Source organism: Actinocorallia herbida (assembly GCF_003751225.1).
Taxonomy (GTDB): Bacteria; Actinomycetota; Actinomycetes; order Streptosporangiales; family Streptosporangiaceae; genus Actinocorallia; species Actinocorallia herbida.
In genome coordinates, this window is sequence record NZ_RJKE01000001.1 from 3,217,341 (window position 1) to 3,240,801 (window position 23,461).

The window sequence follows — 23,461 nt, forward strand, 5'->3', positions numbered from 1 at the left end:
TCGGCGGGGAAGATCGCGATATCGTGCCGTTCGGCGTGCCAGAAGGGCCGCAGGGAGTCGGCGCGCTGGGCGCGGGCAGGGGAGTGGTGCGATGTCCGGGCGCGGGGAAGCGCTGTCGGCACGGCGGCGCACGGCGATCGGGCTGCTCGGGGTGGCCGCGGCCGCCGCGACGCTGGTCGCCTACCGGAACGACGGCGGCACGGGCCGGGTGGACGCGGCCGAGCCCTCCCGCCACCCGCGGGTCGAGATCCCGGCCGCCGAGCCCGGCATGCGCACCCTGCTGGTGACTCCGGTCCGGCGCGGCGACCTGATCCTCGACCCGATCGACCTGCGGGAGGGGCGTGAGATCAGCATCATGGTGATCTGCGGCGGCGATGGCTCGATCCGCGTCGAGCTGGGCCTGCCGGAACCGGACCGCACGAACTTCGTCAACGACTTCGAGTGCGAGGGCGCCGACGCAGGGGCGACCGCCTTCCAGGGGCCGGTCCACTTCACCGCGACCGTGGCCCCGAAGGTCGTCGCCACCGGAGACGTCAATTGGGCGGTGCGCATCCAGGAGGCTCCCGCCTCCCGGTGACGCCGACCGGGTCCGGGGTCAAGGGGCGGGCACGATGTCACAGGCGTTCGGGCGACTCGCCCGCCGGGCCGGGAGAACGCGGTTAGTGTCACCCTGTGACGACGGACGGTGTGCGCGCGGAGTCTCCGGAATCTCTGCGGGCGGCGATGGTGGGGCGGCTCCGGGAGCAGGGGCACATCCGCAGGGACGAGGTGGCCGCCGCGTTCGCCGCGGTGCCCCGTGAGCGGTTCTGCCCCGAGGCGTCCGTCGCCGCCGCCTACTCGGCGCGGGACACGGTGCGGACGAAGGCCGACGAGTCCGGGCGCCGCGCGAGCTCGCTCAGCGCGCCCTGGCGCCAGGCGGACCTGATCGAATCGGCCCGAATCGGCCCGGGGATGCGGGTCCTGGAGATCGGGAGCGGCGGCTACAGCGCGGCGGTGCTCGCCGAACTCGTCGGCCCCGCCGGGACCGTGGTCACGGTCGACATCGACCCGTGGGTGACCGAGCGGACGTCGCGTTTCCTCGCCGACACCGGGTATACCGAGGTGCGGGTCCTGCTCGGAGACGCCGAGCACGCGGTCGCCGGGCACGGGCCGTTCGACGCGATCCTGGTGACGGCCGGGGCCTGGGACGTGCCCTGGACGGGGCTGCTCGCCGAAGGAGGCCGTCTCGTGGGCCCGCTCGACCACACGCCCTGAAAGGCCGGCGCGCCGAGGCGTGGACCGGTGGGCGCTGAGCGGTGCCGGCCGTCAGAGGTCGGGGAGGCCCACGGTGACGGCGGGGATCCGGCCGCCGACGAGGGTGCCCGCGTGCGCGGCGTCGGCGAGGGCGCGCAGGATGGTCTCCGGGTCACGTCCCGGCGTGGAGAGCAGGCCGGTGAGCCCGGCCCACAGGGTGATGCCGCCGGAAGCCGCGATGTCGAGCCAGGCCCGGTCGACGCGGATGCCCAGTCCGTCGCCGACGGTGAAGGGACGGGGGCTCTCCGCCCGGCAGACGAGCGTCACCCGGATCTGGTCGGGCGGGTCGCCCGGCATGAGCACGGCCCGCCACTCCGGCACGTCCGGGCCGGGGTGCAGGAGGTCGCTGACGGACAGCAGGTGCAGGCCCTCGCGCAGCCAGGCCTGCACGTAGGCGTTGGAGTCCGTGCTCCGGTTCTGCAACGCCGGCATCACCGGCTCCATGATCAGCGCCGTGCGCGGCGCGGTCTCACTGCCGAGGAGCAGCGGGATCAGATGCTGGCTGCGGAAGTAGTGGTGCAGGCTGACGGGGGTGTCGCGGTCCTCGACCGTGGACGGCGAGCACGCCTCGTGCGCCCAGATGATGTTCAGCAGCGGCCGCTCGGGATACTCCGCGACGGGGAAGCGGCGCACCAGGACCGAGGTCGGCTCCCGGTCGGCGTCGCCCGGCCCGTCACAGATGACGCACTCGTACTCCCCGGGCTCGGGCCCCGCCAGCAGTTCGGCCACCTTCTCCGGCCCGAGCACCGCGGCGACCTCCGCGCCGATCACCACCTGCCGGGCCGGCTGCTGCCCCTGCACGTCGCTCATAACGGTCACCGTAATCCCGCCCGCCGCCGCGGACCAGCGCCACCTCAAGGGAAGATCCGCACCAAGGCGGATTCGCCGACCCGCCCGCCGCCGCCCTCCCCGGGCAGCCTCAGACCGGGAGGCGCCAGACGTGGTAGCGGCGCTTGGTGGCAGAGCCGGCCGGGGCCTTGGCGGTGCCCACGGCGAAGACCCGCCCGGACGGGGCCACGGACAGCCGGTGGAGATCGACCCCCTTGGCGGCCCGGTGTAGGGAAGGGCGGTGACGTCGCCGGTGGGCGAGACGCGCAGGACTTCGCTGTACGGCAGTGCCCGGTAGTTGAGGCCGATGGACCAGAAGGCCCCGGCGCGGTCCCGGGTGAGACCGCCGAACAGACCGCGCGCGAAGAGCGACCAGCGCGCGCCGTCCCAGCGCAGGACGCGGTCGGAGTACCCGACGAAGACGTTCTTCTTCGAGGTGGCCTCGACCTCCCAGATGAGCCGTTCGCCGTACCCTCCGTCCTCGTCGGCGGGAGTGCACCCGAGCGTGGACTCGACGGGCTGCTTGCGCCGGCCGCCGCCGTCGTTCCGGAAGAGGAACGACTCATCTTCCCCTCCGGTGGTGTTCGCGGCCCACATCGTCCCGTTCGGGAGGACCTCGAACGCGCTGAGGAACCGGCTCTTCCTCGACTTCCAGGCGCGGCCGTCGTACCGCCACGCGGTCGTGGACCGCTGCCCGTCGCGGGTGAAGACGCGGACGTCGTTCCGGCCCAGGACCGTGAGGCCGGTCGGGGGGTAGGCGGCGTCGCGGGCGCGCGGGAGGCGCTTGGCGACCGCCCATCGGCCGCCGTTCCACCGGACCAGGCCGTCCCAGCCCGCGCCGGACTGGTCGTTGTTCATGCGCCCAATGCCGCCGTCACGCGGGCCCCGCGCCTCCACCTGATGATCACCGGGGGAGCGTAGCGGGACGGCCTCCGGCGGATGGAGCGAATGGCTGGAAACGGTGCGAAGGGGAGAGGGTGGTTCCCGGTCATTGAAACAGGAACCTCGTTCTTATAGTTTCGGTGCCGTCGGTCCACCCCCTTCATGCCCGACCTGAGGAGAGAGCCCCCGATGTCGCTCAAGCTCGATGTCATGCTCGCCGACTCCGTCGTCACCGCAGCCGAGCGCGCCCGCGCGCTGGAGGGCTGCGGGGTGGACGGGGTGTTCACGTTCGAGAACTCCCATGACCCGTTCTTCCCGCTGGTCGCGGCGGCGCCGGCCTGCTCGCTCGACCTGATGACGAACGTCGCGATCGCGTTCCCGCGCAGTCCCGTGCATCTCGCGCACGCCGCCTACGACCTGCACCTGATGTCCGAGGGCAGGTTCCGGCTCGGGCTGGGCTCGCAGGTGAGGGCGCACGTCGAGAACAGGTACGGCGCGCGGTGGGGGAAGCCCGTCGCGCAGATGCGCGAGTGGGTCGAGGCGACGAAGGCGATCCTGAACTGCTGGCAGGACGGCACCCGCCTGAAGTTCGAGGGCGAGTACACCAGGCACACGCTGATGACGCCCGCGTTCAACCCCGGACCGAACCCCTTCGGCGTCCCGAAGGTCCTCGTCGGCGCGCTCGGGCCGAAGATGAACCAGATGGCCGCCGAGGTCGCCGACGGCATCCTCGTCATGCCGTTCAACAGCGCCCGGCACATGCGCGAGCGCACCAGGCCCGCGATCCAGGCCGGCCTCGACGCCGCGGGCCGCTCGCGCGGCGACATCGAGGTGACCGCCGAGGTGATCGTCGGCGTCGGCCGCACCGAGGAGGAGCTGGAGGCCGCCAAGGCGATCCGCTTCCTCCTCGCCTTCTACGGCTCCACTCCCGCCTACAAGGCGGTCCTCGACGTCGAGGGCATGGGCGACCTCCAGCCCGAGCTGAACGCCCTGTCCAAGCAGGGCCGCTGGGCCGAGATGTCCACGCTCATCGACGACAAGGCGATGAACGTGCTCGCCGTCCACGGCACCCCGGAGGAGGCCGCCGCCGAGGTCGTCGCCCGCTACGGAGACTGCGACCGCGTCTGCGCCTACTTCCCCCACTACAACGCCCCCGACGACCTCGTCGCCGACTTCGCCGCGGCCCTCAAGGCGGCTCGGTCCTGACCGCGCGGCCGCCGCGGCGGCCGCCGGGCCGGGGCTCTTGACACTGTTTCACGGCTGGCAAGAATTGAAATCTGATTCCAGGAGGCGTTGATGGCGACCGAGTTGCCGTTCGAGTTCTTCGACTGCGACAACCACTACTACGAGGCGGTCGACGCCTTCACCCGGTACGCGGAACCGGAGTTCCGGCGCCGGACCGTCCAGTGGGCGGAGATCAACGGCAGGCAGCGGCTGCTGGTGTCCGGCAAGGTCAACCGGTTCATCCCGAACCCGACGTTCGACCCGGTCGCCCGGCCCGGCGCGATGGACGAGTACTTCCGGGGCCGCAACCCCAAGTCGTCCGACGTGCGGCAGTTGTTCGGCGAGCTGGAGCCGGTCCGCCCGGCCTACCGCGACCGCGACGCCCGCCTCGCCCTCATGGACGAGCAGGGCATGCGGGGCACCCTGCTGCTCCCGACCCTCGGCGTGGGGATCGAGCAGGCGATGCTGCACGACCTGCCCGCGCTCGGCTCGGCGTTCCGCTCCTTCAACCGCTGGCTCGACGACGACTGGGGCTACGCCTACCAAGAGCGCATCTTCGCCGCCCCGTACATCACCCTGTCCGACGTGGAGGGGGCCGTCGCCGAACTCCAGCGCGTCCTCGACCGGGACGCGCGCTTCGTCGTCATGGTGGCCGGCCCGGTGATGACCCGGGAGGGCCTGAAGAGCCCCGCCGACGCCTACTTCGACCCGTTCTGGCAGCTGGTGAACGACTCGGGGATCACCGTCGTCTACCACTCGGGCATGACCTACTACAACAAGTACATGACGGACTGGGGTGAGTCGTCCGAGCTCGAGGCGTTCAAGGCGTCCGCGTCCTTCATGGCCCTTTCGTCGCCGGACCCGGTCCACGACACGTTCGCCAGCATGATCGCCCACCGCCTGTTCACGCGCTTCCCGCGGCTGCGGATCGCGGTCATCGAGTCCGGCGCGTCGTGGGTGCTGCACCTGTTCGCGAAGCTCAAGAAGGTCTACGGCCAGGCCCCGTTCCGGTTCCCCGAGGACCCGCGCGAGACCATCAAGCGGCACGTCTGGGTCTCCCCCTACTACGAGGACGACCTGGGCGAGCTGAAGCGGCTCATCGGCGTCGACCGGATTCTCATGGGCTCCGACTTCCCCCACGTCGAGGGACTCGCCGAACCGGCGTCGTACATCAAGGACCTGGAGAACTTCCAGTTCACGCCGCAGGAGTGCGAGCGGATCATGCGGCACAACGGGTGGGAACTCGCCTCCCGCCTCGCCTGACGCGCCCGGCTACGCCCGGGAGCCCATCACCGGCCGTGCTCGTTGGGTCCGGTGGCGGGCTCTTGGGGGCCTGGCTTCGCCGGGGAGCCCGAGACCGGACCGTCCCGCGTCTCCAGGACGAGCGTGATGAAGTCGTCGACCAGGCGGTACACCTCGCCGAAGGCGCCGCCCTGGTAGATGGCCGACGAGAGCAGCGAGTGCAGGATCGACCAGAGCATCGTCGCGTCGTCGCGCGGCTCGGCGACGGACAGGGCGGCGAAGTCGCCGGTGAGCACCTCCTCGGCGAGGGCGGAGACCTCCCCGAGGATCGCCTCCACCTCAGGGTCACCCGACCCGTACAGCAGCAGGTGGGTCTTGAAGAACTGCGGCTGCGCCTCGAAGGCGCCGATGACGCCGCGCAGCCGGGCCCGGATGCGCTCCTCGGGCGTCCGGCCCGGCATGGCCGCGTCGAGGCGCTGCCGGTGCACCCACTCGCGGAGCGCCACCGCGTACAGCAGCTCCTTGGAAGGGAAGTAGCGGTACAGCGTCCCTAGGGCGACGTCCGCGCCTTGGGCCACCTCGGCGATCCGGATCTGCTCGAACTCCTGCCCCTGGAGCGCGCCGAGCGCGGCCTCGAGGATGCGGGTGCGCCGCTCGCGCTTGAACGCCGGAAGCCCTGCCCCGGACGCGGCGGGCGACGCGGAGGGCGCCGGTCGGGAGTTCGTCATCGTTGCCTCTCGGAAGACCGCCCGGACGGCGGCGGACGGGTCGGTCAGGGACGCCGCGCGGCCTCGGCCCGCCGCTCGCACAGGTCGAGGAAGCGGTCGGCGAGCCGATAGGCGTCGGCGAAGGGCCGCCCGTGGTAGACGGCGCCGGTGAGCGTCGAGCCGCTGATCGCGTACAGCATCCGGGCGCGGTCCCGCGGCGCGGGGACGCCCATGCCCGCGAAGTCCCCGGCGAGGAGCATCGTGGCGGTGGCGTCGGCGCCCGCGAGGAGGGCGCGCACCTCGGGGTCGGTGCTGGCGCTGAGCAGCAGGGTGAGCCGGTAGAACTGCGGCTGGCGCTCGAACGCGGCGATGATGGCGTGGATCCGGCTGCGGGCGCGGTCGCGCCGGGCCGGGGCGGGCACGGTCTGGCGGTGCCGGTGCCTGTCGCGCTCCACCCATTCCTGGAGGACGACGGCGTACAGGTGCTCCTTGGAAGGGAAGTAGCGGTAGAGCGTGCCGAGGGCGACCTCGGCGGCCTGCGCGAGCTCGGCGATCCGGATCTGCTCGTACGGCTGCCGCTCGAGCGCGGCCAGCGCCGCGTCCACGATCCGCTGCCGCCGCGCCCACCTGACCGACGGCGCGCGCTCGGCGCCGGGCCCGCCCGCGGCCCGTTCCGTGCCCTTGGCCCTGTCCGCCTGCTCGGTCACCGTCGCGTTCCGCTCTGAAGGCCGCCCGGCCGGACCGTGCCGCCTGCGGCGCCGGGCGCGGGACATGGTGGGATCAAGCGGCATGTAATGAGAATGCAATTATAGGTGCGGGGTCCCAGGCCCGCACGTCGCCGCGCGATCCGTCAGCTCACAGCAACCAGACCGGGAGCCCGGTGCCGGAATCCGCGGGCAGCCTGGTCAGTTCGCCTTCGCGTGCGGTGAGCGCGGACGCGGTGAGGTCCTCCGGTCCGAACAGGGCGAAGCCGACGCCCGTCGCGGGGGCGTCCCGCCAGAGCTCGGGGGCGCACGGCGTCGCGGCCGCTTCCCGGACGAGCAGGGCACGCCCGCGTCCCCAGGTGACGAAGAACCAGCCGTCCCCGTCCTCGGTCACGTCGCCGAGCAGCGCCCGGCCGAGGAGGTCGTGCGCCCGGCCGAGGTCGGCGGCGGTCAGCCCGACGAGCGAGACCGTGCGGGACTCCGCCGCGGGGGAGGGGAAGTCGGCGGGCGCGACCGTCAGGGCGTGCGTCTCCAGGAGGGAGTCGTCGGACTCGATGACCTGGACCAGCGTGCCGATCGCGGCGTCCTTCGGATGGACGAAGGTCTCGCGCCGGCCAGGGAGGTCGGGGTGCCCGCCGAAGGACGGGAACTTCAGGCGGGCGAACTCCTTGGCGGTCTCGTCCATCGAGGGGACCTTGAACGTCAGGTGGTGCGGCGCCGGGCCCCGGCGGCTCAGGAAGCGGTCCATGAAACCGCTCTGCTCGGACGGGGCGATGAACTCGAGGCGCATTCCCGTCCCGAACTCGAGCTGGCAGGGGGCGTACTCCGGTGCCTCCCCGGCGTGGTGGAAGCGGCCGCCGAGGTGGGTGGCGAACCGCGCGTAGGCGTCGGACCACCTGCGCACGCCGATCGCCAGATGGTCGAGGAGGGGCCACGGCACCGCGTGCGCTCCGGCGAAGGTCGCGTCTTCTGCGGGCAAGGCGGTGCTCCTGACGTGCGGGCGGCGGTGCCGCGGGGGGCGCGGACGCCACGGGAAGTGCCGTCACGCCGCGTTCGGCCGCATTCTAACTCTGGAACGGGAATCCCGTTCAGGCGGCCTCCGCCCCGCTCACCGGCCCGTCAACCGGCCTCGGCGGGGGAGCGGCGGTGGCCCGCGCCGTCGAGGATCGTGGCGAGGCCCGCGGTGAAGGCCGCGTCGCCGGTGAGGTCGATCGAGATGCCCTCGTGCTGCACCAGGCTCGCTATCAGGGGGGTGCCGTCGGGGTCGAGGAGGCCGAGCTGGCGCAGGCCCTCGGGGGGGAACGCGGTCGCGGCGCGGCGACGCTCGGCCCCCACGAAGCCCTCGGTGTACAGGGAGAGCGACGAGTACAGGTGCCATGCGTCGAGCGCGCCGAAGCCCGCCGCGACCAGGTACCGGATGACCGCTTCGAGCCCGCGGTAGGCGGTGTCGAAGCCCTCCTGGTCGTAGCGGGCGTCCTTCACGGCGGTCAGGTCGGACAGCAGCGAGTCCTGCGCGAGGATCGCGCGCTGGAGTGCGAAGTACTCGGCCAGGTAGGCGCGCCACTCCTGCGGCGGGCGGCCGTCGGGCCGGGGGAGCATCTCGTCCAGCCGGGCGATCGCCTTGGCGGCCATCCGGCGCAGCAGCTCGTCCTTGTTGGTGACGTGCCAGTAGATGCTGGTGACGCCGACGTCCAGACGGGCGGCGAGTTCGGCCATGCTCAGGTTCGCCAGGCCCGTCTCCCGGGCGAGCGCGAAGGCCCCGTCGAGGATGCGCTCGGGGTCGATCGAGCCGCGGGGACGTCGGGAACGCGCGCTGGATGCCACCCGCCCATTGTCCCCGACCTGCCGGGGACCACGGCACGGCCGAGATACCGAAGTCCTTCAGTATGGGCTACCGTACTGATTCAGTAAGTGTCGGAGTCCACTTACCGCAGGGGTGTCAGCCGTGGTCCGGTCCCCGCCGGACCGCCAGAAGAAGGAGTACGCCGATGGCCGGCCGTGTAGAGGGCAAGGTCGCTTTCATCACCGGAGCCGCACGGGGACAGGGCCGCAGCCACGCGGTCCGCCTCGCCGAGGAGGGCGCCGACATCATCGCGCTCGACCTGCTCGAACCCCTCCCGTTCGTCGCCTACCAGGGCGCGATCCAGGAGGACCTGGACGAGACGGTCCGGCTGGTCGAGAAGACGGGCCGCCGCATCATCGCCCGCAAGGGCGACGTACGGGATCTCGCGGGCATGAAGGCGATCGTCGACGAGGGCGTCGCGGCGTTCGGCCGCCTCGACATCGTGTGCGCGAACGCCGGCGTCATGGTCCTGCGCGAATGGCAGGACATCACCCCGGAGATGTGGGACGACACCATCGCCACCAACCTGACCGGCGTGTGGAACACGGTGATGGCGACCGCCCAGCACCTCATCGACAACGGCGGCGGCTCGATGATCCTCACCAGCTCGGCCGCGGGCCTCAAGGGCCAGCCGTTCCTCAACCCCTACGTGGCGGCCAAGCACGGCGTCGTCGGCGTCATGCGCGCCTTCGCCGCGGAGCTCGCCGAGCACAACGTCCGGGTGAACTCCCTGCACCCGACCGGCGTGAACACCACGATGGTCGACGGCCTCCAGGACATCTACCCGGGCTTCCTCCAGCGTCACCCGGCCCTCGGCGCCACCCTCGGCAACCTCCTGCCCGTCCAGGCCTCCGAGGCCATCGACCAGTCCCATGCCGTCGTCTACCTGGCCAGTGACGAGTCCCGATACGTCACCTCGACCACCTTTCGCGTGGACGCCGGCACCGTCGCCGTCTGACCTGGCCCCGTCCCGGCACGCCGTGCCCCGCCGGGACGGGACCGTCGAAGGCCCCCGCGCGCGGGGGCCTTCGTGCCGTAGAGGGCTATCCACCCGCCGAGCCTCTGCCCGACGACCTCGGCCTTTTCGATGCCGTTCGCGTCCATTGGGTGTAGATCTCGGGGTTGCCCACCCGAGGAGCGTGACGAGGTTGCGCATGGACAGCGCGTTCAGCCCGAGGCCGACGAGCCGGGCGGCGTCCAGGTCGAGGATCGCCGCGCGTTCGTCGGCGCTGAGCCGGTAGCGGTCGAGGGAGCTCTCCGGGGCCGCCTTGACCTCCTCGGCGAACCCGGGAGCCCGCTCCAGGTCCCAACGGCATCGACCACGCGGGCCCGCACGAGATCGAGATGGAGGTCGGCTAGCGCCCGACCGTCCCTGAGCGGGGCCTCGGCTTCCGGGTGCGCGGGAGCCGGGCCTCCTCACGGTCAGCCCTGGAGCCACCAGGGGCTGCTGTAGGCGACGCCCCAGTCGTTGCAGGCGTGGCCGGCGGGGCCGGGGGAGGCGTTGGCCTGGGAGGGGTCGGAGACGCGGAGGACGACCCAGTCGCCGTCGGCGGTGTTGAGGGGGACGGTGAACCGGGTGACCTGTCCTGCGGTCGTCTCGATGACGTCGACGACGTTCGCCGCGTCGGCGAGGGTCGCGGTCCGCTTCCACTCCGCGGAGCTGAGGCCGCCGATGCCGAACACGCCGCTGTGGTCGGTCAGCGCCGCGACGTCCAGGCCCGCGCTGCGCATCGACGCGAAGGCCAGCGTCGGGTCGCCGTCGCCGTCCGACATCGTGGTGTGGTTGTGCATGTCGGCGTGGACCAGGGTCGTGCCCTGCGTGATCAGCGAGGTCCGCCCCGCGCCGCCCGCGGCCAGGGCGGCGACCCCGGGCGCCACGGCGGTGCCGGTCGCCGCGGCGCGCGCGCTCCCGGGCGAGGCGGCGAGGAACAGAAGGCCCCCGGCCGCCGCGCCGAGCGCCGCCCGCCGGCTGACGCCCCTGTCTTCCGCCACCTCGTATCCGTGCCCCTGAGGGCTGTGCGAGTGAGGGTGGCCGTGGTGGTGGTCGTGTCCGTGATCTCCCATGGCGGACATCACACGCGCACGGCAGGAACATGAACGGAATTCCTATCCCTCCCCGGATGAACGTTCCGTGAGGGACGGTCCTTCGGCGGCGCGGAGGTAGCGGCGGCCCAGGGCGGCGACGTGGTCGGCGAGTTCGGGAGGGGCGGCGACCTCGAAGTCCAGGCCGAGCATGCCGAGGTAGGCGGCGACGGTCTCGAGGGTGTCGGCGCCGGTGGCCAGGACGCAGCGGTCGGCGTCCACCGACTCGACCACGCCGACCGTCGCGTTGATGCGGGCGAGGACCTGCTCGGCCGGGGCGAGGACGATGACGCGGGCGTGGACCTTCCAGCCCGTCGCGGCCACGTCCCGCAGGACGAAGGAGGTGTAGTCGCCGCCGGGCAGCGGGGTGGGGGCGAAGGCGCGGCCGGGCAGGAGAGGGGTCATCCAGTCGGCGCGGTAGGACGACCAGGCGCCCGAGGCCGGGTCCCGCGCGACGAGGTACCAGCGCCGTCGCCAGCTGACCAGCCGGTACGGCTCGGCGAGCCTGCGGCCGGACGGGGCGGCGGTCGCGGACGGGGGTTCGCCGTCACCCGGTTCGGTCGCGGCCACCGAGTAGTCGAAGCGCATCTCGACCCGGTCGCGGATGGCCGCGGCGATCGCGGTGAGGACCGCGGCGTCGGTCTCGGGATCGGCGGCGTCGGTGTCCAGGTTCTCCGGCGCCCGCGAGGTGGCCTCGTGCAGGGCGACGACCTGCCTGCGCAGCCGGTGCGGGAGCACCTGCTCCAGTTTGGCCAGGGCGCGGGCGCCGCTCTCGGCGATCCCGGCGACGCCCGTGGCCGCGCGCAGCCCGATCGCGACGGCGACGGCCTCCTGGTCGTCGAGCAGCAGCGGGGGCAGTTTGGTGCCCGCGCCGAGCCGGTAGGAGCCCGCCGCGCCCCGGGTGGCGTCGACCGGGTAGCCGAGGTCGCGCAGCCGCTCGATGTCGTTGCGGACGGTGCGGGTGCTCACGCCGAGGCGTTCGGCGAGTTCCCGGCCCGTCCAGTCGGGCCGGGACTGGAACAGCGAGAGCAGCGCGAGCAGTCGTGCGGACGTCTCCAACATTTTCTCAGTATCGCGGATATATAGGAATCAAATCTTCCTATATGGCTCCTAACGTAAGGGACATGACGAAGACGCAGAACCGCCCCGAGATCCGCTCCTTCACCGTCGCGATCGAGCAGGCCGAGCTCGACGACCTGCACGCGCGGCTCGCCCGCACCCGGCTGCCCCGGCCGGCGGCGGCCGACGACTGGGCGCTCGGCACCCCGAACGGCTACCTGCGGGAGACCGCCGAGTACTGGCGCACCGCGTTCGACTGGCGGGCGCAGGAGGCCCGGATGAACGCGTTCCCGCACTACCTGACCGAGATCGACGGCCAGACCGTCCACTTCGTCCATGTGCCGTCGGCGGAGAAGGACGCGACGCCGCTCCTCCTGCTGCACACCTACCCGGGGTCGTTCATCGACTTCCTCGACATGATCGGCCCGCTCACCGACCCCGTCGCGCACGGAGGCAAGGCCGAGGACGCGTTCTCGGTCGTCGTCCCCTCGATCCCCGGCTTCGGCTTCAGCACCCCGCTGGAGGGCGGCGGCTGGACCCAGGCCAGGGTCGCCCGCACCTTCGACGCCCTGATGCGCCGCCTCGGCTACGACTCCTACGGCGCGCACGGCAGCGACATGGGCGCGATGCTCTGCCGCGAGCTCGGCCTGCTGGACCCGCCCGGTTTCCTCGGGATGCACGTCCTCCAGCTGTTCTCCTTCCCGTCCGGCGACCCCGCCGAGTTCGAGGGGTTCGGCCCGAAGGAGTACGCGGCGCTGGAGCACATGCAGTGGTTCCAGTCGGTCGGCGGCTACAACGCGATGAACGCCGCGCGGCCGCAGACGATCGGCGCGGCGGTCGCGGATTCGCCGGTCGGCCAGCTCGCCTACAGCGAACTGCTCAACTCCTTCGGCAACGGCACGAGCCTGGTGACCATCGACCAGGTCCTGACCCAGGTCTCCCTCTACTGGTTCACCAACACCCAGGCCACGGCGAGCCGGTACTACTACGAGGAGGCGCGCTCGGGCGCGGAGCCCGCGATCAACACCGCGCCGACGGGAGTCGCGGTCTTCGCCGACGACTTCCAGACGATCCGGTCCCTCGCCGCCAGGGACAACACGAACATCGTGCACTGGAGCGAGTTCCCCAAGGCCGGGCACTTCGCCGCGATGGAGGCCCCCGGCGACGTCGCGAAGGACGTCCGCGCCTTCTTCGCCGGGCTCCGCACGGCCTGACGCCCCGGGCGGGCCGGGAGCACCTCCCGGCCCGCCCGCGCCGGCGGGTCGCTAGCATCGGCCCGGCGGGACCGGCGGCGGACGGAACGAGGGGCGGCGTGCGATGGCGGACTGGGCGGGGTTCCGGGAGACGGCGGGGCGGCGGGTCGGCGGGTTCGGGCGGGTGGCGCTAGGGGACGCCGACGGGGTGCGGCGGGCGGCGGTGGTGCTGTGCGTGGCGGAACGGGACGGAGAACTCGGCGTCCTGGTGATCAAGCGGGCGAACCGGGGGCGGAACCCGGGCCAGTGGGCGCTGCCCGGCGGGCGGGCCGAGGACGGCGAGACGCTCCAGGAGACGGGGTTGCGGGAGTTGCGCGAGGAACTCGGGCTGGAGATCGCCGAGGCGGACGTGCTCGGCATGCTGGACGACTTCCCCGCGGCGTCCGGGTTCGCGATCACCCCCGTGGTGGCCGTCGCGCAGGGCGCGGGGGAGCCGGTGCCCGACGCGCGGGAGGTGCGGTCGGTGCACCATGTGCCGCTGCGCGTCCTGGCCGCCGACGGCGCCGTCAACTGGGTCGACCGGCCTGACGGCGGGCGGCTGCTCCAGATGCGGCTGGGCCCCGGCATGACGATCCACGCGCCGACCGGCGCGATGCTCTGGCAGTTCCGCGAGGTCGTCCTCCTCGGGCGTGACGTCCGGGTGGCCGACCTGATCCAGCCGGACTGGACGCGCAACTAGCGCGCGACGTCGGCGGCCTTCCGGCGGATCGCGTCAGGCGGCTTCCGGGAGAAACGGCTCCGGAATGTCGGTGGCCGGTGCTACGTTCCCGGCCATGTCGACGAGGTACGTGTCCTGGGATGAGGCGGTCGCGCTGTTCGAGCGGCGTGGCCTGCCGGAGAGCAGCTACGAGAACCTGTACGACGAGGAGTACATCCTCGTCGAGGGTCCGGTGGTCGTGCGCGGCGACCTGCCGCTGGACGATCACGAGGCGACCCCATGGGCTGAGGACACCCCCGACGCCGCCACCGGCTACATCGTCGACGGCGACCTGACCGTCGAAGGGAGTCTCGTGGACATCGACGACGGGTCCGCGGCCCTCGTCGTCCTGGGCGGCCTGACCGCGCGCGACGCCTACTTCGAGGGCGACGCCAAACTGATCACGCTCGGCGACGCGGTCTTCCGCGCCTTCGTCGGTCACATGACGGACAAGCTCGTCATGGTCCACGGCGACCTGCGCACCTCGGTGGCGGTCTTCCTCGCCGAGTTCTTCCCCGACCTGGTCGCCGGGACCCTGTCCGGGAGGCTCCTCACCGACGGCTCCGAGGACGACGCGGTCGGCGGCTACGCCGACCCGTCGCCCGACGCGCCTCTGACCGACCTCCTCGTCCCCGAGGTCCTCGCCGCCCCGGACGCCGCTCCCGGCGACTTCGCGTTCTTCGCGAAGGTCGGGCTGGACGGCGGGGCCGTCCGCGACCGCGTCATGAAGGGCCTCCCGCTCACGCCCGCCCCCTGATCGTCAGTCCTGCGCGGTCTGCTCGATGAGGGCGCGCAGGCGCAGCGGCATCTCCTCGGTGAGGGAGATGACGGTGCCCGTGCGCACCACGCCGGGGGCGAGGACGATCTCCCCGGTGAGGCGGTGGAGGTCGGCGGTGTCGCGGGCGACGACCTTCACCAGGAGGTCGGCGTCACCGGTGGTCGAGTGCATCTCGATCACCTCGGGGATCGCGCGCAGTGCCTCGATCGCGCCCTGCGCGCTGTGCTGGCTCAGCTCGATCGAGACGAACGCGAGCAAGGGGCGGCCGAGCAGCGCGGGGTCGACCCGGCGGGCGTAGTCGCGGACGGCGCCGGACTGCCGCATCCGCTGGAGGCGGGACGTCAGGGTGTTGCGGGCGATGCCGAGCCGTGCGGCGAGGGCGAGGACCGTGGCGTCCGGATCGTCGTCGAGTGCGAGGAGGATCTTGGCGTCGAGGCTGTCCATCTGAACATTCTGACAGGTGAACGACGGATTCAGCGTCAGTGTGTTCAGGAGGATGGGCCTCGGTTGCGCAGCCCTCGAGAATATCTACGATGTCCTGACATGTCGCAATCTTGTTCTCCGGGCCCTCGCCTGCCCGCCGCCCCGCGAGGAGCCGCACGATGACCGCCGCGGCCCTCGATGCCCGGAGCGCCGTCGTCCGGCACAGCCTCCTGGAGAACGTCGTCGGCATCGCCGTCGGCACGCTCGTCGCCTCTTTCGGGCTCTACCTGATCGACGCGTCCGGGGCCGTCACCGGCGGCACCGCCGGACTCGTCCTGCTGCTCGCGAAGGTGCTGCCGCTGCCGTTCGGGGTCATCTACGCCGCGGTGAATGTGCCGTTCGTCGTGCTCGCCTGGAGCCGGAAGGGAGGGCGGTTCGTGGCGGCCTCGATCGCGTCCGTCGTGCTGCTCTCCGCCTTCGCCCCGCTCCACTCGAGGTACATCGAGGCCGCGCACATCGACCCCCTCTACGCGGTCCTCGGCGGCAGCCTGATCTCCGGGATCGGCATCCTCATCGTCCTTCGTCACCACGCGAGCCTCGGCGGCTTCAACGTCGTCGCCCTCGTCTGCCAGGACCGCCTCGGCTGGCGCGTCGGCCATGTCCTCCTGGCCCTCGACGCCCTCGTCATCGCCCTCTCCGCCCTGGCCTCCCCGCCCCGCACGGTCCTGCTGTCCGCCGCGGGCGTCGTCGTCCTGAACCTCGTCCTCGTGATGAACCACCGCCCCGGCCGCTACCCCGCCGCCCTCTGACCGCGCGCCGGCCACGCCGTGCGCGGCTCCCGGCGCGTCAGCGTCGCTCGGGGTCGCGCGGAGGGGTCGGAAGGTAGGGCAGGTACTTGTGCGCCTGGTAGGCGAACTCGGCCTGGCGGACGACGCGGCGGGACACGGCGAGGCCCGCGCCGACGAGGACGAGGACCGCGGTGCCGGCGAGGGGCGCCCGGCCGGGAACGCCCGCGAGCAGGAGCGACGCCGGCGGCAGGAGGGCGCAGAGGCCGAGGGCGGGCGCGGCGACGGCCCGGATCCGGCGCCGGACGTAGGCGAGGTAGTCGTAGGTGTTCGGGCCTGGGCGGATCCCGGGGACGAAGCCGCCCTCGCGCTGGAGCCGGGCGACGGTGGCGTGAACGTCGATCCGGTCCCCGGAACCGGTCGGCGCGAGGAGCGCGGCGAGGACGAAGAGGGCGGCGAGGAAGCGCGGGTCGCCCTGGTCGGGGCGCGTCCAGACGCCGTCCGGGACGCCGCCGCCGGGGATCAGGCGGGCCACCACGGCCGGGACGTGCAGCAGGAGCAGCGCCAGGAACACCGGGAAGAGCTCCCCGGAGTTGACCCGGAAAGGGAGGTATGTCGGGGCGGGGCCGCGCCGCCGTACGCCGACCATCCTCCGGGCGAACTGGATCGGGATCCGCCGCTCGGCCTGGCCGAGGCCGATGACCGCGGCGAGCACGAGGGTCCCGGAGACCACGACGGCCGCCGTCGCCGCGGCGAAGGTCCCGGTGCCCGCCGCGTCCCGGACGTCCCACAGGAGCCGGGGGAAGACCGCGGTGAGTTGGGCGAGGAACAGGACGCCCACCCCTTCGCCGAGCCCGCGCAGGGAGACGAGCCGGATCAGCCACGCGGTGACCATGGTCCCGGCCGTCATGCCGATCACGACGAAGAGGACGGCCCGTCCGTGCGGGCCTGTGAGGACGCCGTCGTCGCCGCGCGCCGCCGCGAGCACCGCCGCCGTTCCCATCGGCGCGCCGAACGCGACGGACAGCAGCCAGGTGCAGCGCAGCAGGACCTTCGCGCCGTCCGTGCCGGCGGCGGAAAGGGCCCGCAGGCGCGGCCACGTGTGCACGAGGAGCCCGACGACGAAGGTCGCGGCGACGTAGGGGAGCACCCCGAGCCCGAGGAAGGAGAGCCGGAGCAGGCCGCCGCCGGTGAGCAGGTCGACGAGCCCCGCGAACGGGTCGGCGCGGACGGCGGCGTCGGCCGCCTCGCCGATCGCGGCGACGTCCGTACCGGGCACCGGCAGGTGCTGGCCGACCCGGAAGAGGGCCACGGCCCCCGCCGTGATCGCGATCCGCTTCGCCAGGCCGGGAGTGCGCAGGTATCCGCTCACACCGCCGACGGTATCCCGGCGATTCTCAAAAAAACAAGAGCGTCTATTGGCCTGGCGCCCGGTCGAGGCGGGCGCGGAGCGTCGCGGCGAACTCCTCCGCGCGGGCCAGCTGGACGCGCAGGTCCGCGACCCGCCGCGTCGCGGCCTCCTCGTAGCCGCGCACCCGTTCCAGAAGCGCGGCGTGCTCCTCGGGGGCGGGTCCCCCGGCGGTGTCGAGCCGGTCGGTCGCCTCCAGGAGGTCGCGCATCTGATCCAGCGAGAACCCGAGGGGCTTCATCCGGCGGATCACCATCAGCCGGTCCACGTCGCGCTCGGTGTAGAGCCGGAACCCGCCCTGCGAGCGCGCCGATGGCACGACGAGCCCGGCCTCCTCGTAGTGCCGGATCGTGCGCAGGGACAGTTCGGTGCGCGCGGCGACCTCGCCGATCTGCATGTGCCCGCCGTCCATGCCCGTCCCTTCCCCGGCCGTCTCGGCGCCCCGGATGGGAGGCCCGCCGCTCATCTCTACCCTAACGTTAGGGTAGAGTTCCCGCGGCGCAGGCCCAGGTCGGGTCGGACGTCCCACCCCGCCTCTGCCCATCCGGCGCCCTGTACCGGTGTGCCCGAGCACGACAGGTTCTCTTCTCCTTTGTCCTCTTCGCTGTCTCCCGCCGTGCGCCTGCGCGGACTCAAGCCCGTATGGCTGTCGGATCCCCGCGTCTGGCGGACCGAGGTGCTCGCCGGGCTCGTCGTCGCGCTCGCGCTGATCCCCGAGGCGATCTCGTTCTCCGTCATCGCCGGGGTCGATCCGGCGATCGGGCTGTTCGCGTCGGTCACCATGGCCGTGGTGATCTCGGTCGTCGGCGGCCGCCGGGCGATGATCTCGGCGGCGACGGGCGCGGTGGCGCTGGTCATCGCGCCGCTCAACCGGGAGCACGGCCTCGGCTTCCTGGTCGCGGCGGTCATCCTCGCCGGGGTGTTCCAGATCGTGCTCGGCGCGCTGGGCGTGGCGAAGCTGATGCGGTTCGTGCCGCGCGCGGTGATGGTCGGGTTCGTCAACGCGCTGGCCATCCTGATCTTCCTCGCCCAGCTGCCCGAAGTGCGGGACGTGCCCTGGGCCGTCTATCCGCTGGTCCTCGGCGGGCTCGTCCTGATGGTCCTCTTCCCGAAGATCACCAAGGTGGTCCCCGCGCCGCTGGTGTCGATCGTCGTCCTCACCGCGATCACCGTGGGCGCGGGCATCGCGGTGCCGACCGTCGGCGACCGGGGAGACCTGCCCTCGTCGCTTCCCCTCCCGGGCCTGCCGGATGTGCCGTTCACGCTCGGCACCCTCGCGATCATCGCCCCGTACGCGCTGGCGATGGCGCTCGTCGGGCTGATGGAGTCGCTGATGACCGCCCAGTTCGTCGACGAGATCACCGGCACCCGCTCCAGCAAGAGGCGCGAGTCGATCGGCCAGGGCGTCGCCAACGTCGTCACGGGGTTCTTCGGCGGCATGGGCGGCTGCGCGATGATCGGGCAGACCATGATCAATGTGAAGGTCTCGGGCGCGCGGACCCGGCTGTCGACCTTCCTCGCCGGGGCCTTCCTCATGGTCCTGTGCATCGTCTTCGGACCCGTCGTCTCCGACATCCCGATGGCCGCGCTCGTCGCGATCATGGTCATGGTGTCGGTCGCGACGTTCGACTGGCACTCGATCGCGCTCACGCGGCCCCGGCGGATGCCGGCGGCGGAGCTGACGGTCATGCTGCTCACCGTCGCGGTCGTCGTGGCCACGCACAACCTCGCGATCGGCGTCATCCTCGGCTCCCTGACGGCCATGCTGTTCTTCGGCAACCGGGGCAAGCCCATCGGGGATGGATCGGATCAGCAGGAAGTACTCAGCGGGGAGCTTTCGGGACGTCGCTGACGGCGTCCGGCGCGGCCGGGGCGTCGAACAGGAGGTCCGCGCGGTCTTCCGGCAGCGGAAGGCCCTGGTCGAAGGCCTCGACCAGGGCCGCGGCCCCGCGGATGTCGCCGACGAGGGTCGCGCCGATGAGCCGGCCGTCCCGGACCACGACGCTCCGGTGCACGCCGAGCCGCGGGGACGAGGTGACGACGTACTCGTCCTCGGGCCATTCGGGTTCGGCCACGCCCATCGCGACGACGTCGACCCCGGCGGCCGACACCCGGGTCACGATCCGGGACCCGTGGTAGGCGGCCGAGGCGGCGCCGGTGATGTGGTCGGCGAGCACCCCCGCCTGCTCCCACAGCGCCGCGAGCGCGCCGTACACCTGTCCCCGGTGCTCGGCGCACGCGCCGACCGCGTAGATGTCCCGCTCGCCCGCCGCCCGCATCCTGTCGTCCACCACCACCCCGCGCTGGACGACCAGGCCGCTGGCGCGGGCCATCGCCGAGTCGGGCCGGACCCCGGCCGCCACCACGACCATGTCACAGGGCAGGTCGCGGCCGTCGGCGAGGCGCACCGCCATCACCCGCCGCCGCCCGAGCACCGCGACGGGGCGGGCGCCCAGTTCCACGCCGATCCCGAGCCCGGCGATCCGGTGCTTGAGCACGAGCCCGGCGCGCGCCCCGAGCTGCTGGTCCATCAGATGGGTCGCCCCGTGCACGACGGTGATGTCGAGTCCGTGGTTCTGGAGGCCGCGCGCCGCCTCGAGCCCGAGCGGTCCGCCGCCGATCACCACCGCGCGCTGGTGCCCGCGCGCGTACCTGATCATGTTGCGGGTGTCGTCGAGGGTGCGGAGGGTGAAGACGCCCTGGTGGAATCCGCGGTCCGCGACCCGCATCCCGGCGATGTCGGGGATGAAGGGGACACCGCCGGTCGCGATGACCAGTTTGTCGTAGCGCAGGGGCTCCCTCCCGTCGAGCCGCACGCGGTGGGCGAATCTGTCGATCCGCTTCGCGCGCACCCCTGACAGCAGGGTGATCCCGTGCTCGGCGTACCAGGGGAGCCCGTTGAGCAGGATGTCGGATTCCTCGGCGGCCCCGGACAGGACGCGGGAGAGCGCGAGCCGGTCGTAGTTCCCGTGCGGCTCGTCGCCGACCACGGTGATCTCGAACCCCTCCCCGTCGCGCGCCAGGATCTCCTCAACGGTCCGGATCCCGGCCATCCCGTTGCCGATCACGACGAGCCGGGGCATCACACCTCGACCAGGCCGAGGTCCACGACCACGGTCCCGGCCACGCCGTCGGGCGCCTGGAGGCACAGCTCGAGAACGGTGCCGGCCTCGAGGTCCTCGACGATCCGGAGCGACACGTGCGTCGCGTCCTTGGCCCCGACCGGGAAGTACCGCATGGGCAGCCCGTCCCGCATCAGCACGACGCAGGCCAGTTCCCCGCTGCTGTTGCCCGCCCGCAGGTAGACGGGCTGCGCGACGGCCCCGGGCGGCACCGTGTACCGCAGCGCCGGCGAGATCGGCACGGCCGTCTCGAACCCCTTCCCGACGAACGGGAACGCCCCCTGGAGAAAACGCGGCTTTGACTCCACGTCCGCCATCGTGGTTTCCCTTGGTTAACGCATGGCTCGCCATATGTTACCCGCGGGTTAAGAACGGCTCCTCGCCCGTGTCCTCCCCGGTGCGGAGGGCCTTCGGTCGGCCCGGTGATTCGGGTGGTCACAAGGTTTATCGCGGAATTGGCCGATCCGTGGTGGATTTCGGTCTTTCGCTCGGCGAAATCGCGGAAACCAGCTTCGAGGCGGGTCCGCGCCGTGGACCCGGGGGCGACAGCGACCCGAGCCGGCCGCCCGGGCTGAGAAGGAGCGAGACCTGTGTCATCCGCGGCTGTGCCTTCCGGACCGGTGCCGCCCGCCAGCGGGCGGCGCGGCCTCGACTACCTGCTGACGATTCCCAAGGGCGTCGCGCAGGTCGACTTCCAGGCCAATCCCTGGACCGGCCTGGTGTTCCTCGTCGCGCTCTTCGTCGGAGGCTGGCAGTTCGGCGTCTTCGGCCTGCTGGGCACGGTCGTCGCCACGCTCACCGCGCACGTCCTGGGCGTCTCGTGGCACGACCGGGTGGCGCTCGGCCTGGAGGGATTCTGCGGCACGCTGATCGGGATCAGCCTCGTGCTGTACCTCGACGTCCGCTGGATGACCGTCCTCCTCGTCGTCTTCGGGGCGATCGCGGGGAGCGTGCTCACCGCGGCGCTCAACGTGCTGCTGAAGCCCTATGACCTGCCGACCTTCACGGCCCCCTTCTGCGTGATCACCTCCGTCATGGTGATCGGCGGGCCGTCGTTCACCCGGGTCTGGGACCGGCACGCGGGCACGGCGCCGCCGTCCGCGTCAGCGCCGGGGACCGCGCTGAGCTGGACCGACTTCTGGCAGGGCTCGCTCAGCGGTGTCGGCCAGGTGTTCTTCCAGGACCAGTGGTACGTCGGGGTGATCTTCCTCGTCGGCCTGCTCATCGCGGGCTGGCGGACGGGGCTGGTCGCCCTCGTGTCCAGTGTCATCGGCCTGCTCACCGGCTGGGTGCTGGGCGCGCAGGCCGCCGACCTGGGCGCCGGTCTCTACGGCTACAACTCGGTGCTGACCGGGGTCGCCCTCTTCAGCACCTTCGTCCTCGCCACGCCCATGAGCGCGGGCTACGCCGTGCTCGGCGCGGTGGCCGCGGCGGGCCTGACCGCCGGGATCGGCAACCTGTTCGAGGTGGTCGGCGGACACACCCTCACCTGGCCGTTCGTGCTCGTTACCTGGGTGTTCCTCGCCGCCGTCCCGATGCTCTCCAGGATCGAGCGCGCGTGACCCGCGCCCGTCGGTGACCAGAAAGGATCCCTGATGAACCTCACTCCGAGGGAGATGGACAAGCTGCTCATCTTCACCGCGGCGCAGATGGCGCAGCGGCGAAAAGACCGCGGCCTGAAACTGAACTACGCCGAGACCGTGGCGCTGATCAGCTCCGCGATCGTGGAGGCGGCCCGGGACGGCAGGACCGTGGCCGAGTGCATGGAACTCGGCAAGCAGCTGCTCGGACCGGACGACGTCCTGCCCGGGGTGCGCGGCATGCTCAAGCTGATGCAGATCGAGGCGGTCTTCGACGACGGGACGAAGCTCGTCTCCTGCCATGACCCGGTGGGCGGCAAGTGAGTCCCGGAGGCCGCGCGATCCTGCTGGCCGCCGGGCCGGAGAGCGCGGACGGCCGGTGCCTGCCGCCGCCGCCCGGCCGCGACGGACCCGAGGTCCGCGTGGCGGGACGCGATCTCGCCGCCGGGGTCCGCGGCCACTCGCGGACCGTGGTGGTGCCGATGACGCTGGGCCGGGACCCTGACCTGCCGGTCGCCGCCGCCCAGACCCTGCGCTGGGCCGCGCGGGACCGGGCGCCGGGCGACCTGCTGCTCGCCCCGCCCCTGGGCACGACCGGGCATCTGGTCGGCTGGCTCAGGAGCGCGGTCGTGCGCGCGCTGCGCGGGGCTCCGCCGCGCCGGGCCGTGCTGCTGGTCGCGCCCGCCGGCGGACCGGAGCAGGACGCCGAGCTGTTCAGGGTGGCCCGGCTCGTCCGCCAGTACACCTCGGCGCCCTGGGTCGAGGTCGCGCTCACCGGCGGCGACCCGGACGTGTCCGAGGCGATCGACCGCTGCACGAGGCTGGGCGCCGCCGACGTCGTCCTGGTGCCCGCCTCCTTCGTGCCGGCGCCCGTCAGACCGGACGCGCTGACGGCGGACCCGCTCCTGGGCGCCGCCGCCCTCGCCGCGCTGGTCCGCGCCCGTGCCGCCGAGGCGGAGCACCGCTGGACCCGGCACGGCGACGACGGCCTCGCCGCCGCGGCACGGCATTCCCACACTCACGACCATGACCATGACCACGACCACCACCACGACGACCGCCGCCGGGACCTGACGGTACCCGCCGCGGCGTGCCCGAAGGAGGCGCAAGCCCATGTCGGATGACGTCTACCTCTACGGCGAGGGGAACATCGAACTGAACGCGGGCCAGCCGCGGGTGACCCTCACCGTCCACAACACCGGCGACCGCGCGGTCCAGATCGGCTCGCACTTCCACTTCTTCGAGGTGAACCGCGCGCTGAGCTTCGACCGGGACAAGGCGTTCGGCAAACGCCTGGACATCCCGGCGGGCACCGCGGTCCGGTTCGAGGCGGGGGACACCAAGCAGGTCACCCTCGTCGAGTACGGCGGCGGGCTGCGGCTCGTGGGATTCGGGGGCCTCCTGAACGGCAGTGTCAGGTCGCACGAGGCGCACCGCGAGGCGCTGAAGCGGATGCGCGAGCGCGGCTACCTCGACGAGCCGGGCACGGCCGCCGACGGTTCGGCCGGGAAGCCGGCGAAGAAGTCGAAATCCGGGAAGAAGGGCTGAGCC

At 72.4% G+C, this 23,461-nt stretch carries 26 protein-coding genes; 14 read left to right on the forward strand and 12 right to left on the reverse strand.

Annotation, left to right across the window (positions count from 1 at the left end):
- Positions 1-91: 91 nt before the first annotated feature.
- Together EDD29_RS15000 and EDD29_RS15005 are read left to right on the forward strand one after the other, a co-directional pair.
- Entirely contained in the window at positions 92-577 is a 486-nt protein-coding gene (locus EDD29_RS15000; RefSeq protein ID WP_123665000.1) for a hypothetical protein, read from the forward strand.
- A gap of 95 nt (positions 578-672) precedes the next feature.
- The gene (locus tag EDD29_RS15005) at positions 673-1,254 is read left to right on the forward strand and encodes a methyltransferase domain-containing protein (RefSeq protein ID WP_211359728.1); all 582 of its coding nucleotides are present in this window, start codon (positions 673-675) and stop codon (positions 1,252-1,254) included.
- Between the two features lie 51 nt (positions 1,255-1,305).
- Here EDD29_RS15005 and EDD29_RS15010 read toward each other — a convergent pair whose 3' ends face one another.
- Positions 1,306-2,979: a hypothetical protein gene (locus EDD29_RS15010; RefSeq protein WP_123665002.1), complete on the reverse strand. Its 1,674-nt coding sequence runs from the start codon at positions 2,977-2,979 to the stop codon at positions 1,306-1,308.
- Positions 2,980-3,192: 213 nt separating this feature from the next.
- On the opposite strand from EDD29_RS15010, the gene EDD29_RS15015 reads away from it, so the two are divergent.
- Together EDD29_RS15015 and EDD29_RS15020 are read left to right on the forward strand one after the other, a co-directional pair.
- Complete coding sequence (locus tag EDD29_RS15015; RefSeq protein ID WP_123665003.1) at positions 3,193-4,209, forward strand: TIGR03617 family F420-dependent LLM class oxidoreductase; 1,017 nt, start codon at positions 3,193-3,195, stop codon at positions 4,207-4,209.
- A gap of 90 nt (positions 4,210-4,299) precedes the next feature.
- On the forward strand, positions 4,300-5,490 hold the full coding sequence (locus EDD29_RS15020) for an amidohydrolase family protein (RefSeq protein ID WP_123665004.1): 1,191 nt from the start codon (positions 4,300-4,302) through the stop codon (positions 5,488-5,490).
- A gap of 26 nt (positions 5,491-5,516) precedes the next feature.
- On the opposite strand, the gene EDD29_RS15025 is transcribed toward EDD29_RS15020, so the two are convergent.
- The 4 genes from EDD29_RS15025 to EDD29_RS15040 form a co-directional block, all read right to left on the reverse strand.
- Positions 5,517-6,197 carry a TetR/AcrR family transcriptional regulator gene (locus EDD29_RS15025; RefSeq protein WP_123670486.1) on the reverse strand — a complete coding sequence of 227 codons (681 nt, stop codon included), beginning with the start codon at positions 6,195-6,197 and terminating at the stop codon, positions 5,517-5,519.
- A 44-nt stretch (positions 6,198-6,241) separates the two neighbouring features.
- Positions 6,242-6,967, reverse strand: a complete 726-nt coding sequence (locus tag EDD29_RS15030; RefSeq protein WP_211359729.1) for a TetR/AcrR family transcriptional regulator — start codon at positions 6,965-6,967, stop codon at positions 6,242-6,244.
- A 64-nt stretch (positions 6,968-7,031) separates the two neighbouring features.
- The gene (locus EDD29_RS15035) at positions 7,032-7,859 is read right to left on the reverse strand and encodes a VOC family protein (RefSeq protein WP_123665006.1); all 828 of its coding nucleotides are present in this window, start codon (positions 7,857-7,859) and stop codon (positions 7,032-7,034) included.
- Positions 7,860-7,999: 140 nt separating this feature from the next.
- Complete coding sequence (locus tag EDD29_RS15040) at positions 8,000-8,704, reverse strand: TetR family transcriptional regulator (protein ID WP_123665007.1); 705 nt, start codon at positions 8,702-8,704, stop codon at positions 8,000-8,002.
- Between the two features lie 164 nt (positions 8,705-8,868).
- Between EDD29_RS15040 and EDD29_RS15045 the strand changes: the two genes are divergently transcribed.
- A complete protein-coding gene (locus tag EDD29_RS15045) occupies positions 8,869-9,681 on the forward strand; it encodes a mycofactocin-coupled SDR family oxidoreductase (protein ID WP_123665008.1) in 813 nt (270 codons plus the stop codon).
- Between the two features lie 464 nt (positions 9,682-10,145).
- On the opposite strand, the gene EDD29_RS15050 is transcribed toward EDD29_RS15045, so the two are convergent.
- Both EDD29_RS15050 and EDD29_RS15055 read right to left on the reverse strand, forming a co-directional pair.
- Positions 10,146-10,715 (reverse strand): PHP domain-containing protein, encoded by a 570-nt coding sequence (locus tag EDD29_RS15050; protein ID WP_123665009.1) that lies wholly within the window; start codon positions 10,713-10,715, stop codon positions 10,146-10,148.
- A 114-nt stretch (positions 10,716-10,829) separates the two neighbouring features.
- The gene (locus tag EDD29_RS15055) at positions 10,830-11,867 is read right to left on the reverse strand and encodes a helix-turn-helix transcriptional regulator (RefSeq protein WP_123665010.1); all 1,038 of its coding nucleotides are present in this window, start codon (positions 11,865-11,867) and stop codon (positions 10,830-10,832) included.
- Positions 11,868-11,929: 62 nt separating this feature from the next.
- Here EDD29_RS15055 and EDD29_RS15060 point away from each other — a divergent pair, with 62 nt between their 5' ends.
- The 3 genes from EDD29_RS15060 to EDD29_RS15070 all read left to right on the forward strand — a co-directional run bounded on the left by EDD29_RS15060 (position 11,930) and on the right by EDD29_RS15070 (position 14,571).
- The gene (locus EDD29_RS15060) at positions 11,930-13,078 is read left to right on the forward strand and encodes an epoxide hydrolase family protein (RefSeq protein WP_123665011.1); all 1,149 of its coding nucleotides are present in this window, start codon (positions 11,930-11,932) and stop codon (positions 13,076-13,078) included.
- Positions 13,079-13,181: 103 nt separating this feature from the next.
- Positions 13,182-13,796: an NUDIX hydrolase gene (locus EDD29_RS15065; RefSeq protein WP_123665012.1), complete on the forward strand. Its 615-nt coding sequence runs from the start codon at positions 13,182-13,184 to the stop codon at positions 13,794-13,796.
- A gap of 94 nt (positions 13,797-13,890) precedes the next feature.
- Positions 13,891-14,571: a hypothetical protein gene (locus tag EDD29_RS15070; RefSeq protein ID WP_123665013.1), complete on the forward strand. Its 681-nt coding sequence runs from the start codon at positions 13,891-13,893 to the stop codon at positions 14,569-14,571.
- A gap of 3 nt (positions 14,572-14,574) precedes the next feature.
- Here EDD29_RS15070 and EDD29_RS15075 read toward each other — a convergent pair whose 3' ends face one another.
- Complete coding sequence (locus EDD29_RS15075; RefSeq protein ID WP_123665014.1) at positions 14,575-15,036, reverse strand: Lrp/AsnC family transcriptional regulator; 462 nt, start codon at positions 15,034-15,036, stop codon at positions 14,575-14,577.
- Between the two features lie 158 nt (positions 15,037-15,194).
- On the opposite strand from EDD29_RS15075, the gene EDD29_RS15080 reads away from it, so the two are divergent.
- Positions 15,195-15,824 carry a YitT family protein gene (locus tag EDD29_RS15080; protein WP_123665015.1) on the forward strand — a complete coding sequence of 210 codons (630 nt, stop codon included), beginning with the start codon at positions 15,195-15,197 and terminating at the stop codon, positions 15,822-15,824.
- A gap of 37 nt (positions 15,825-15,861) precedes the next feature.
- On the opposite strand, the gene EDD29_RS15085 is transcribed toward EDD29_RS15080, so the two are convergent.
- Both EDD29_RS15085 and EDD29_RS15090 read right to left on the reverse strand, forming a co-directional pair.
- The gene (locus tag EDD29_RS15085) at positions 15,862-17,172 is read right to left on the reverse strand and encodes a hypothetical protein (RefSeq protein ID WP_123665016.1); all 1,311 of its coding nucleotides are present in this window, start codon (positions 17,170-17,172) and stop codon (positions 15,862-15,864) included.
- Between the two features lie 43 nt (positions 17,173-17,215).
- Complete coding sequence (locus EDD29_RS15090) at positions 17,216-17,620, reverse strand: MerR family transcriptional regulator (RefSeq protein ID WP_123665017.1); 405 nt, start codon at positions 17,618-17,620, stop codon at positions 17,216-17,218.
- A 204-nt stretch (positions 17,621-17,824) separates the two neighbouring features.
- On the opposite strand from EDD29_RS15090, the gene EDD29_RS15095 reads away from it, so the two are divergent.
- Complete coding sequence (locus EDD29_RS15095) at positions 17,825-19,060, forward strand: SulP family inorganic anion transporter (RefSeq protein WP_211360273.1); 1,236 nt, start codon at positions 17,825-17,827, stop codon at positions 19,058-19,060.
- Here EDD29_RS15095 and EDD29_RS15100 read toward each other — a convergent pair.
- A complete protein-coding gene (locus EDD29_RS15100) occupies positions 19,032-20,291 on the reverse strand; it encodes an NAD(P)/FAD-dependent oxidoreductase (RefSeq protein ID WP_123665018.1) in 1,260 nt (419 codons plus the stop codon). The genes EDD29_RS15095 and EDD29_RS15100 overlap by 29 nt on opposite strands.
- Positions 20,291-20,647 (reverse strand): molybdopterin oxidoreductase, encoded by a 357-nt coding sequence (locus tag EDD29_RS15105; RefSeq protein ID WP_123665019.1) that lies wholly within the window; start codon positions 20,645-20,647, stop codon positions 20,291-20,293. The genes EDD29_RS15100 and EDD29_RS15105 overlap by 1 nt, the downstream gene beginning before the upstream one ends.
- 273 nt (positions 20,648-20,920) lie before the next feature.
- On the opposite strand from EDD29_RS15105, the gene EDD29_RS15110 reads away from it, so the two are divergent.
- The 4 genes from EDD29_RS15110 to ureB are packed head-to-tail and all read left to right on the forward strand — an operon-like array spanning position 20,921 to position 23,458.
- Entirely contained in the window at positions 20,921-21,892 is a 972-nt protein-coding gene (locus EDD29_RS15110; protein WP_246052775.1) for an urea transporter, read from the forward strand.
- A 33-nt stretch (positions 21,893-21,925) separates the two neighbouring features.
- Positions 21,926-22,234: an urease subunit gamma gene (locus EDD29_RS15115; RefSeq protein ID WP_123665020.1), complete on the forward strand. Its 309-nt coding sequence runs from the start codon at positions 21,926-21,928 to the stop codon at positions 22,232-22,234.
- Positions 22,231-23,034 (forward strand): sirohydrochlorin chelatase, encoded by an 804-nt coding sequence (locus tag EDD29_RS15120; protein WP_123665021.1) that lies wholly within the window; start codon positions 22,231-22,233, stop codon positions 23,032-23,034. Before EDD29_RS15115 ends, EDD29_RS15120 begins: the two co-directional genes overlap by 4 nt.
- Positions 23,024-23,458 (forward strand): urease subunit beta, encoded by a 435-nt coding sequence (gene ureB / locus EDD29_RS47690; RefSeq protein ID WP_123665022.1) that lies wholly within the window; start codon positions 23,024-23,026, stop codon positions 23,456-23,458. The genes EDD29_RS15120 and ureB overlap by 11 nt, the downstream gene beginning before the upstream one ends.
- The last annotated feature ends 3 nt before the right edge of the window (positions 23,459-23,461 follow it).

What these genes read in the sequence shown, in the direction of transcription:
- EDD29_RS15000 (WP_123665000.1), top strand. Translation starts at nt 92, where the DNA reads ATGTCCGGGCGCGGGGAAGCGCTGTCGGCACGGCGGCGCACGGCGATC.
- EDD29_RS15010 (WP_123665002.1), bottom strand. Translation starts at nt 2,979, where the DNA reads ATGAACAACGACCAGTCCGGCGCGGGCTGGGACGGCCTGGTCCGGTGG.
- EDD29_RS15015 (WP_123665003.1), top strand. Translation starts at nt 3,193, where the DNA reads ATGTCGCTCAAGCTCGATGTCATGCTCGCCGACTCCGTCGTCACCGCA.
- EDD29_RS15020 (WP_123665004.1), top strand. Translation starts at nt 4,300, where the DNA reads ATGGCGACCGAGTTGCCGTTCGAGTTCTTCGACTGCGACAACCACTAC.
- EDD29_RS15025 (WP_123670486.1), bottom strand. Translation starts at nt 6,197, where the DNA reads ATGACGAACTCCCGACCGGCGCCCTCCGCGTCGCCCGCCGCGTCCGGG.
- EDD29_RS15030 (WP_211359729.1), bottom strand. Translation starts at nt 6,967, where the DNA reads ATGCCGCTTGATCCCACCATGTCCCGCGCCCGGCGCCGCAGGCGGCAC.
- EDD29_RS15045 (WP_123665008.1), top strand. Translation starts at nt 8,869, where the DNA reads ATGGCCGGCCGTGTAGAGGGCAAGGTCGCTTTCATCACCGGAGCCGCA.
- EDD29_RS15055 (WP_123665010.1), bottom strand. Translation starts at nt 11,867, where the DNA reads ATGTTGGAGACGTCCGCACGACTGCTCGCGCTGCTCTCGCTGTTCCAG.
- EDD29_RS15060 (WP_123665011.1), top strand. Translation starts at nt 11,930, where the DNA reads ATGACGAAGACGCAGAACCGCCCCGAGATCCGCTCCTTCACCGTCGCG.
- EDD29_RS15065 (WP_123665012.1), top strand. Translation starts at nt 13,182, where the DNA reads ATGGCGGACTGGGCGGGGTTCCGGGAGACGGCGGGGCGGCGGGTCGGC.
- EDD29_RS15070 (WP_123665013.1), top strand. Translation starts at nt 13,891, where the DNA reads ATGTCGACGAGGTACGTGTCCTGGGATGAGGCGGTCGCGCTGTTCGAG.
- EDD29_RS15075 (WP_123665014.1), bottom strand. Translation starts at nt 15,036, where the DNA reads ATGGACAGCCTCGACGCCAAGATCCTCCTCGCACTCGACGACGATCCG.
- EDD29_RS15080 (WP_123665015.1), top strand. Translation starts at nt 15,195, where the DNA reads ATGACCGCCGCGGCCCTCGATGCCCGGAGCGCCGTCGTCCGGCACAGC.
- EDD29_RS15090 (WP_123665017.1), bottom strand. Translation starts at nt 17,620, where the DNA reads ATGGACGGCGGGCACATGCAGATCGGCGAGGTCGCCGCGCGCACCGAA.
- EDD29_RS15100 (WP_123665018.1), bottom strand. Translation starts at nt 20,291, where the DNA reads ATGCCCCGGCTCGTCGTGATCGGCAACGGGATGGCCGGGATCCGGACC.
- EDD29_RS15105 (WP_123665019.1), bottom strand. Translation starts at nt 20,647, where the DNA reads ATGGCGGACGTGGAGTCAAAGCCGCGTTTTCTCCAGGGGGCGTTCCCG.
- EDD29_RS15115 (WP_123665020.1), top strand. Translation starts at nt 21,926, where the DNA reads ATGAACCTCACTCCGAGGGAGATGGACAAGCTGCTCATCTTCACCGCG.
- ureB (WP_123665022.1), top strand. Translation starts at nt 23,024, where the DNA reads ATGTCGGATGACGTCTACCTCTACGGCGAGGGGAACATCGAACTGAAC.